Below are 8,882 nucleotides of genomic sequence, written 5' to 3' on the forward strand. Positions count from 1 at the left end.
AGTTAGTTGACTGAGATTTCAATCTGTTTCGGTTTGGCTTGCTCGGCCTTGACAAGCCGCACTTCCAGCACGCCGTCTTTCATGGAAGCCGTCACCTTGGTCGGATCAACGTTGTCAGGCAAGACAAAGCTGCGCACAAAGCGGCCATACGCACGTTCGATGCGGTGGAACTTCTTGCCCTGCTCCTCTTTTTCCAGTTTGCGCTCGCCGCTGATGGTGAGCACACCGTTTTCCGCGCTGACGCGCACGGCATCCTTGGGGACCTCCGGCAGATCCAGCTTGAGGAGGAATGCGTTCTCATCCTCGCTGATGTCCGCCATTGGAGCCCAGTCCGCCGTGGTCATGGCTTCGTTGCCGGTACGGGCGCCCTGTCGCTGGGGTATTCGTCCGAACATCGTCGCCAGGCGGTTTTGCAATTCATCCAGTTCCCGGAAGGGGTCCCACGGAGTCAATGCAGACATATCGGTTCTCCTTGAACAATGCCGACGAATTGGATGACGCACTGAACAGAGCCGTCGGTTTACTCTGAATGGCACCTACTACTGTTTTCAGTTCCGAACAAGTCCTTGAGTCAATTGACGGATATCGCTTTCGTCGAGCGTTTCCCGCGCCAGCAGCTCGCGCGCACAGCGCTCCAGCACCGCGCGGTTGATGTCGAGAATCCGGTAGGCGCGCTCGAACACGCCCATCACGATGTCGCGGATAGCCTGATCGATGCGCGCCTGGGTCGATTCGGCCACCCGGCAACAGCCTTGGCCAGCAATGTCTTGCCGGTGCCCGGTGGGCCGACCAGCAACACGCCCTTGGGAATGCGCGCCCCGAGACGGCCATAGTCCTGCGGATTCTTCAGGAAATCGACGATCGCGACCAGCTCCGCCTTGGCCTCATCCCCCCCCCCGCCACATCGGCGAACGTCACACCGGTGTTCTTTTCCACGAACACCTTGGCGCGGCTCTTACCGATGTTGAGAAACCCGCCCATGCCCTGCTTCTCGGCGAAGCGGCGGAACAGGAAGAACCAGACGCCAAAGAAGGATACCGCTGGCAGGATCCACGACAGCACATCGCTCAGCCAGGTGCTCTCCAACACGCGGGCATAGGGTACGTCGTACTTCGACAGGCGATCGGCAAGATCGGGTTCGACCCTCGTTGCCACGATCGTCGTCTTGCCCCGGCTGTCCGGCGACTTCAGGCGCCCGGTCACCGTACGATCCGACACCAGCACTTCGGCCACGCGCCCCTCGTCCAGCGCCTTCTCGAACTCGCTGTAGGGCACCGGCTCGACGGTTTTCGCCGTCTGCCAGTAGCTCTGCAAACTCAGCAACAGCAGGAGGGCAACGATCCAGTAGCCGGTATTCCATTGATTCTTTTTTTCCATGGACCGTGTTCCTCGAAAGTCGAGTTGCCAGAGGATCAGGTGAACAGACGGGCCGCACCGTCACGCAAACGGATGGCCAGCGAGCGGGAGGGCAGTGCCGCCGCTGATGAGCAGCCCCCACGGCGTGGCCGACCGCGGATCACGCTTGTAGACGACCGCGTGACCCGCGGCCACGACCGCCACCGCGATCGATGCCAGGGAGGCTGCCCATGCCAGGCTGATGGAGTCGGACACGGCAGCCTCGCCCGCCATCAAGATGCGTCGCTCGCCGACTTCTTCTTGCTCGAGTCTTTGCCAGCGTCGCCGTGCGGCGTCTCGGTCGCCTTCGCGACATCCGGCTGCTCCGGCTCGGCCGGGGTCTGCGGTGGCTCTTTGCGTTCGAACACCACGCGTTCGGCCTTGTCGTCCCAGCGTGCGCTGGCGTGATCGCCCTTGCCGATGCCGCCACCGAGCATCTCGCGCGCCAGCGCAGTTTCCAGCTCGCTGCGGATCAGGCGCTTGAGTTCACGCGCACCGAACTCGGGCTTGTAGCCTTCTTCCGCGAAATGGTCGATCAGCGTCTGATCGAAAGTGAGCGTCACGCCCTGGCTGGCGGCGCTGCGCGCCACGCGATCGAGCTGCAGGCCGACGATGTGGCGGATCTCCTCCTTGCCCAGCGCATGGAAGACGATGATCTCGTCGATGCGGTTGAGGAACTCGGGCCGGAAGTGGCCGCGCAGCACGTCCATGACCTCGGCCTTGGTCTTTTCGTACTCCTCGCCAGCCGCCTCACGCGCCTTCAGCCGTCGCTGGATGATGTCCGAACCCAGGTTGGACGTGGCGATGATGATGGTGTTGGTGAAATCCACCACCCGGCCCTTGCCGTCGGTGAGGCGACCGTCGTCGAACACTTGCAGCAGGATGTTGTAGACGTCAGGGTGTGCCTTCTCGATCTCGTCGAGCAGCAGCACGCTGTAGGGCTTGCGCCGCACCTTCTCGGTGAGCTGACCGCCTTCGTCGTAACCGACATAGCCCGGAGGCGCGCCCACCAGCCGCGCCACGGTATGGCGTTCGCCATATTCCGACATGTCGATGCGCAACAGGGCGTGCTCATCGCCGTAGATCGATTCGGCCAATGCCTTGGCGAGCTCGGTCTTGCCCACCCCGGTCGGGCCCAGAAACAGGAAGGTAGCCACCGGTTTACTGCCTTCGCGCAGGCCGGCGCGGGATAGCCGCACGGCATCGGCCACGGCACGGACCGCCTCGTCTTGTCCCACCAGGCGCTCGTGCAGCCGTTGTTCCAAGTGCAGCAGCTTTTCGCGCTCTTCCACCGTCAACTCGTTGACCGGGATGCCGGTCAGGCGCGAGACAACCTGCGCCACGTGTTCCGCCTTGACCTCGGCACTGCCGGAGGCCCGCTCCCGCTCCCAGTCCTCGACGAGCTTCTTGAGCTCGGCCTCCTTGGCTTCGATGCGCTTGCCGAGCTCGGCGGCCTGGTCGTACTGCTTGCGCGCGGCCACGTAATCCTGTTCACGCCGTAGCTGGTGCAGTTCGGACTCCAGCTCCTGCACGGCCACCGGCCGGGCCGTGGCCGACAGCTTCACGCGCGCGGCCGCCTGGTCGAGCAGGTCGATCGCCTTGTCCGGCAGGAAGCGCGCCGTGATGTAGCGGTCGGACAACTCGGCCGCCGCGATGATCGCGTCCTCGGAGATGCTGACCTTGTGGTGCGCCTCGAAGGTGTCGCGCAGGCCGCGCAGAATCATGATGGTCTGGGCCACCGTCGGCTCGGGCACCGTCACCGGCTGGAAGCGCCGCTCCAGTGCGGCATCCTTCTCGATGTATTTCTGGTACTCGTTCAGCGTCGTGGCGCCGATCAGGTTGAGTTCACCGCGCGCCATCATCGGTTTGAACACGTTGGCCACGTCCAGCCCGCCTTCGCCACCGCCCTGGCCGGCACCGACGATGGTGTGCACCTCGTCGATGAACAAAATCAGCTCGCCCTGGTGCTCGGTCACCTCCTTCAGCACCTTCTGCACGCGCTCCTCGAACTCGCCGCGATATTTGGCGCCGGCCACCATGGCGTTGATGTTGAGTTCCACCAGGCGCTTGTCGCGCAAGGTCTCGGGCACTTCACCCGCCACCATGCGCTGCGCCAGCCCTTCGACGATGGCGGTCTTGCCCACACCCGGCTCGCCGATCAGCACCGGGTTGTTCTTCTTGCGCCGGGCCAGCACCTCGATGGTGGTTTCGATCTCCTGCGCGCGGCCGATCACCGGGTCGAGCTTGCCGTCGCGCGCCATCTTGGTCAGGTCGCGCGAGTACTTGTCGAGTTCTGGCGTGTTGGTCGGCGTCTCAGCGCGGCCATCCTCGGCGCCCTTGCCGACCACCTTGCTGACCTGTTGGCGCAGCGCCTGCGGCGTCAGGCCGTAGCGGCGCAGCAGGTTGGCGGCCAGCCCTTCGCCTTCCTCGGCCAGACCGATCAGGAAATGCTCTGGACCGACATAAGAATGGCCGAGTTCATTGGAGGCCACGAAGGCGCGGCTGAGCGCATCCTTCACGCGCGGCGACACGCCGATCTCGCCCTCGAAGGGCTTGTCCCCGCGCTTGGCCTCAGACTCGATCTGCCGCTTGAGGTCATCGACCTTGATCTTGAACTGACCCAGGATGGTCTTGACCACGTCGCTGTCGGCCAGCGCCAGCAGCAGATGTTCGGTATCCACCTCGGAGCGGCCAAATTCGGCAGCGTGTTTGGCGGCCTCCTGCAGCAAGGCTTCCGACTGTTCGCTGATGCGGCTGGCCAACCCACTGCCGCGACGGCGCGGCGCACCCGAACCTGCGGTGGCGGGCTCGCCAAACGAGGCATCGACCACGTCATCGGTATCGGCGGCAACTGGCGTCGCGTCTTCGCCGATGCGGAAGAAGTCACTGCCGAGGAAGTCCTCGAACAGGCCGCTGCGCGAGCCGAACAAGGCTTCCAGCGGCGAAACGGTGCGCTTTTGCTGGCGCACTAATTGCCGGTAATGGTCGTCGCACAACAGCATGGTGCTGTTACGACCGTTGAGATTGGCTTCCACCCGCACGGTGGCGGGTTGGCCGCAGACCTGGCATTGTTTTCTGGCCATGCTGATGCTCCTGAGAAGGTTGAAAAGGTTGAGGCGACGAGGCATCGCGAGCCGCGACTCCTCGTCTCGTGCCGGGTTTTTCTTGTGACGAACGAGCCGGCGACGTCAGCCGTTGATCGGGATCGAGCGTCCCTGCTTCGGCGCGCTGACCTCGCGCTTGTCGATCGTGACCGTGAGCACCCCGTTCTTGAACGATGCCTTGATCGAATCCTGGTTGGCGTCGTCAGGCAGGTTCAAGGCACGCTGAAAGCTGCCGTAGGAGCGCTCCACACGGTGGAAGCCACCTTCCTTCTTCTCCTGTTCCTGGCGCTTCTCGCCACGCACCATCAGCACGTCGTTGTCGAGAGTTATCTGGATGTCCTTCTCCTCGACACCGGGCACTTCCAGGGTAATCTTGTACTGCTTGTCGGTTTCCTGGATGTCCAGGGCCGGCTTCAGCATGCCCGACCAATCGGATGGCCACTGCGGCATGTTCAACGCCGGAAAACCGAAGCCCCGGAATGCGTCATCGAACAGCCGGTCGATTTCCCGATGCAGTTGCAGGATCGGGCTGACTGGCCCGCTCGCCGCTGGCAGGTCATTGCGCTGCACCGGCAGGGAAGAGGCGGTCTGCTGCTCTTGCTGCTCGTTCTTGAACCAGTTCCAGGGAGCCAACTTCTTGAAATCGATGTCCATGTCATACCTCCAGAAAAATTGGAAAACGAGTTACTCAAGCCCTTTGCCTGCTGCGACGGGCAGTGCGCCCAGGCGACACGGGCTGCTCGGATGACTTCTGCTGTTCACGCTTGCGCATCACCTCCTTCTTTGCTCCGGCTCGGGTCTGATCATTGATGCACTGATCGATTTCACTTTGACGAAGCCGCCACGTCCCGCCCACCTTGAAAGCCGGAATTTCCCCGTGTGCGGCGAGCCGATAAATCGTCCGCTTGCCGACTTTCAAGTACGCAGCCAATTCATCGAGCGTGAAAATCACCTGTAGGTGCGCTTTCATCTCACCCTCTCCAATCGCGTCGCTTTGCGGTTCCGGCCAAGGAAATCCTTGCAATACTTTGTAATATTAGACCTACTATGAATAACTTCAAGAATCAATGTGCAGCGTTCTCCCGCCCCATTGATGCAGGTCAACTGCTCAGGCAAGGCGCAGCGGGGCGGTCTGATCAGGCAATGGACAGCGCCTGGCTCGTCAGCCTGCGTGTACCACAGGCGCCTCGATCAAACACCGATCCTCACGTTGTAGCCGAGTGCCCGCAGCCCCTTGCTCGTCTGCATGTTCCTTGGCGGAAACTCGTCTGGGCGCGCCCAGACGACGATTTCCCCGAGGCTGCTCAGGCCAACGTGCGGAATTGCCCAGTCGTCGCTGCGGATCGCGTTCCAGAGTCGGGCCGAAACACTTCCGTTGCCCCAGACAACGTAGTTCAACAGTATCCGTCCGGCCAACACACCTTCCCGACACCGCCGCCGAAGGCCATGGCCCATCAAGCGGATTTTCCATGCGCCCTCAGCGCCGTACCTACAGCAAATCTTTCAAGGCTCAGGTCATTCAGGAGTGTTCTGAACCCGGTGCCTCCATCGCAAACATCGCCTTGGGCTACAGCCTCAATGCGGCTTTGTTGAATAAATCGAACTTTTGCTGAGTTGAAGGATCAGATCACGCATCTTCCCGACAACGCAGACCGTTCCGTGGCAAAGCAAAAGTTCAAAATCACCAACTGGCCCACCTACAATAAAGCCCTCATCAACCGTGGGAAGTGCGGACAAATTCCTGGACCTTCAGGAGTTAATTTATGCATTCATACGAGGACCGGATTCGGGCCGTCGAACTCTATTACCGGTACGGAAAGAAAGCCTCCGTTGTCGTCATGGAGCTGGGATATCCTTCCACAAAACAGCTGGGCCGTTGGGTTCGGATTTATGAAGAGAAGGGCGATTTACCCAGGGAATTAAAACCAAGAGAACGCTATTCACGTACACAGAAAATTGCTGCTGTTGAGCATTATCTTACTCACGGTGGTTGCCTGTCGTACACTCGCCGAGCCATCGGCTACCCCAGTAACGAAATTCTAAAGCGCTGGATTGAAGAGTTTACCCAAATGCGCGTCCCCTGGTCATTCGCTCAGGCACAAGCAAATGCTTCAGCCCGGAAGAGAGGTCTCAGGCCGTCCGGGAGCTCTGTAACCGACGTGGAACCGCGCGTAAAGTTGCACAAAGCATAGGCGTCAGCGTCCCGGTCCTGTACAAATGGAAGAAAGACCTTATCAGTGACGAGGCTTATCAATCCATGCGCAAACGAAAGGCAGCCCCTCAGGATAAAAATCAGGATACTTTACTCGGTGAAATCCAGCGTCTCAGGAAGCAGGTTCATCAGCTGCAGCTCGAACGTGACATACTGACAAAGGCGAATGAACTGATAAAAAAAGATCTGGGCGTCAGCTTTCTGAAACTGAAAAACAGGGAGAAAACCCTGATAGTTGATGCCCTTAAGAAAAAGTACCCCGTTGCTGAGTTGCTAAGCGTTCTGCAACTTGCCCGCAGCTGTTATTTTTACCACAAAGCCAGCAAACGTCTGTACGATAAGTATGCGGAAATACGCGTGATCATGGCCGATATCTTTGAGGAGAATTACCGCTGTTACGGCTACCGGCGCCTTCACGCGATGCTTCGCAGTAACAACAGAGTTATTTCTGAAAAGGTTGTCCGCAGACTGATGGCAGAAGAGCAGCTCGTTGTTAAGCGCACCAGGCGACGACGATATAACTCTTACTGTGGCGAAATCGGTCCGGCACCGGAAAATTTACTCGCCCGGGATTTTAGTTCCTGCAGGCCAAATGAGAAGTGGCTGACCGATATTACGGAGTTCCAGCTTCCGGCTGGAAAAGTCTATCTGTCGCCGGTTATCGACTGCTTTGATGGCCAGGTTGTAAGCTGGTCGATAGGAACACGCCCGGACGCGACGCTGGTGAATACGATGCTCGATGACGCACTCGATACGCTCAGCGAACATGATAAACCGGTGATACACAGCGATCGTGGTGGCCATTACCGGTGGCCGGGCTGGCTTGAGCGTATCAACACCTCCGGACTTATAAGGTCCATGTCGCGCAAAGGATGCTCGTCGGATAATGCTGCGTGTGAAGGCTTCTTCGGGCGTATCAAAAACGAAATGTTCTATGGCAGAGACTGGGCGGGTATCACGCTGGAAAAATTTATCTGCTTCCTGGACAGGTACATACGCTGGTATAATGAGAAACGTATCAAGCTATCATTAGGTGCAATGAGTCCTGTGAAGTACCGGCAGCATCTTGGGATCACAACATAACAGTCCAGGAAAACATCCGCAGCCCCAAAAGTGACATTACTAAATGGTTATAACAAAGCCTGTCAAGGCCAAGTTCAGATGTCCGGAGCAGGGCAAAGTTCAAATGTCCTCCAATACTCAGTAGATTGCAGAAGTAAATTCATGTGGAGACAGCCTATAACCTAATGGTAAAATTAGATTTTAGGGAAGGTGCGAACAAGTTCCTGATATGAGATCATCATATTCATCCGGAGCGCATCCCAGAGGGACATCATGAGCCATCAACTCACCTTCGCCGATAGTGAATTCAGCACTAAGCGCCGTCAGACCCGAAAAGAGATTTTCCTCTCCCGCATGGAGCAGATTCTGCCATGGCAGAATATGACCGCTGTCATCGAGCCGTTTTATCCCAAGGCGGGCAATGGCCGACGGCCCTATCCGCTGGAGACCATGCTGCGTATTCACTGCATGCAGCATTGGTACAACCTGAGCGACGGTGCCATGGAAGATGCCCTGTACGAAATCGCCTCCATGCGCCTGTTTGCCCGATTATCCCTGGATAGCGCCCTGCCGGATCGCACCACCATCATGAATTTCCGCCACCTGCTCGAGCAGCATCAACTGGCCCGTCAACTGTTCAAGACCATCAATCGCTGGCTGGCCGAAGCAGGCGTCATGATGACCCAAGGCACTTTGGTGGATGCCACCATCATTGAGGCACCCAGCTCTACCAAGAACAAAGAGCAGCAACGCGATCCGGAGATGCATCAGACCAAGAAAGGCAATCAGTGGCACTTTGGCATGAAGGCCCACATTGGTGTCGATGCCAAGAGTGGCCTGACCCACAGCCTAGTCACCACCGCGGCCAACGAGCATGACCTCAATCAGCTGGGTAATCTGCTTCATGGAGAGGAGCAATTTGTCTCAGCCGATGCCGGCTACCAAGGAGCGCCACAGCGCGAGGAGCTGGCCGAGGTGGATGTGGACTGGCTGATCGCCGAGCGTCCCGGCAAGGTAAAAACCTTGAAGCAGCATCCGCGCAAGAACAAAACGGCCATCAACATCGAATACATGAAAGCCAGCATCCGTGCCAAGGTGGAGCACCCGTT

The 8,882-nt window shown here is 58.9% G+C and carries 9 protein-coding genes and 2 pseudogenes; 3 read left to right on the forward strand and 8 right to left on the reverse strand.

What is annotated here, in order from left to right; genetic code table 11:
- Positions 1–2: 2 nt before the first annotated feature.
- From hsp20-GI to IM317_RS20415, 8 genes and pseudogenes are all read right to left on the reverse strand, one after another.
- Positions 3–461: a small heat shock protein sHSP20-GI gene (hsp20-GI, locus tag IM317_RS20380; RefSeq protein ID WP_001275372.1), complete on the reverse strand. Its 459-nt coding sequence runs from the start codon at positions 459–461 to the stop codon at positions 3–5.
- An 87-nt stretch (positions 462–548) separates the two neighbouring features.
- Positions 549–740 (reverse strand): hypothetical protein, encoded by a 192-nt coding sequence (locus IM317_RS20385; protein WP_004118789.1) that lies wholly within the window; start codon positions 738–740, stop codon positions 549–551.
- A pseudogene (locus tag IM317_RS20390) lies at positions 740–1,377 on the reverse strand (ATP-dependent metallopeptidase FtsH/Yme1/Tma family protein); the annotation flags it as partial. The pseudogene IM317_RS20390 and the gene IM317_RS20385, both read right to left, overlap by 1 nt.
- A 60-nt stretch (positions 1,378–1,437) precedes the next feature.
- Positions 1,438–1,629 carry a hypothetical protein gene (locus IM317_RS20395; RefSeq protein ID WP_017146640.1) on the reverse strand — a complete coding sequence of 64 codons (192 nt, stop codon included), beginning with the start codon at positions 1,627–1,629 and terminating at the stop codon, positions 1,438–1,440.
- The gene (clpK, locus tag IM317_RS20400) at positions 1,629–4,478 is read right to left on the reverse strand and encodes a heat shock survival AAA family ATPase ClpK (RefSeq protein ID WP_004118202.1); all 2,850 of its coding nucleotides are present in this window, start codon (positions 4,476–4,478) and stop codon (positions 1,629–1,631) included. Before clpK ends, IM317_RS20395 begins: the two co-directional genes overlap by 1 nt.
- Before the next feature lie 105 nt (positions 4,479–4,583).
- A complete protein-coding gene (hsp20, locus tag IM317_RS20405) occupies positions 4,584–5,153 on the reverse strand; it encodes a small heat shock protein sHSP20 (protein ID WP_000350436.1) in 570 nt (189 codons plus the stop codon).
- Positions 5,154–5,187: 34 nt separating this feature from the next.
- Positions 5,188–5,469 (reverse strand): helix-turn-helix domain-containing protein, encoded by a 282-nt coding sequence (locus tag IM317_RS20410; protein ID WP_004118205.1) that lies wholly within the window; start codon positions 5,467–5,469, stop codon positions 5,188–5,190.
- A 221-nt stretch (positions 5,470–5,690) separates the two neighbouring features.
- Positions 5,691–5,954 (reverse strand): hypothetical protein, encoded by a 264-nt coding sequence (locus tag IM317_RS20415; protein ID WP_001295708.1) that lies wholly within the window; start codon positions 5,952–5,954, stop codon positions 5,691–5,693.
- A 159-nt stretch (positions 5,955–6,113) separates the two neighbouring features.
- Here IM317_RS20415 and IM317_RS20420 point away from each other — a divergent pair.
- The 3 genes and pseudogenes from IM317_RS20420 to IM317_RS20430 form a co-directional block, all read left to right on the forward strand.
- Positions 6,114–6,224 (forward strand): annotated as a pseudogene (locus IM317_RS20420) (IS5/IS1182 family transposase); the annotation flags it as partial.
- A gap of 38 nt (positions 6,225–6,262) precedes the next feature.
- Positions 6,263–7,794, forward strand: a protein-coding gene (locus tag IM317_RS20425; protein WP_120785296.1) for an IS3-like element ISKpn38 family transposase whose coding sequence is annotated in 2 segments (ribosomal slippage) — positions 6,263–6,560 and positions 6,560–7,794 — 1,533 coding nt in all. Because the reading frame shifts where the segments join, the coding sequence is not laid out codon by codon here.
- 252 nt (positions 7,795–8,046) lie between these two features.
- On the forward strand, positions 8,047–8,882 hold an 836-nt coding region (locus tag IM317_RS20430), incomplete at its 3' end, for an IS5-like element ISKpn26 family transposase (RefSeq protein WP_061352702.1).

This window comes from Enterobacter cloacae complex sp. S3, from assembly GCF_014930495.1.
Lineage (GTDB): Bacteria > Pseudomonadota > Gammaproteobacteria > Enterobacterales > Enterobacteriaceae > Enterobacter > Enterobacter asburiae_B.